At 69.4% G+C, this 255-nt stretch carries 1 protein-coding gene; it reads right to left on the bottom strand.

Going from position 1 to position 255, the window contains the following annotated elements; translation table 11 throughout:
* Window positions 1-255, bottom strand: a 255-nt coding sequence (locus ACFHWE_RS23850; RefSeq protein WP_416604122.1) for a condensation domain-containing protein, incomplete at both ends; no start/stop codon positions are given.

The following is a 255-nucleotide window of genomic DNA, read 5'->3' as shown; positions in this document are numbered from 1 at the left end:
ACCGCCGCCTGCAACACCATGTACAGCGTGCACCCGTTCTCCCGGGCCACCCGCTCCAACGCCCCCGACAACCCCTCGGGAACCTCCACCTCGACCGAACCACCCACACCCGACGAACGCACCGGACGCACACGGTCGAACGGCAGCGCCAACTCCTCCGGCACACCCGCCAACACACCACGCCAGTACTCCGACTGGCGGGCCAGGGTGCTCTCTGGGTCCTCCGGGGAGCCGAGCAGTTCACGCTGCCAGAGC

It is taken from the genome of Nocardiopsis sp. LOL_012, assembly GCF_048060475.1.
In the GTDB taxonomy this organism is placed as follows: Bacteria; Actinomycetota; Actinomycetes; order Streptosporangiales; family Streptosporangiaceae; genus Nocardiopsis.
Note: the sequence above shows the minus strand (reverse complement) of the source record. Positions and strands in the feature narration are given on the sequence as shown.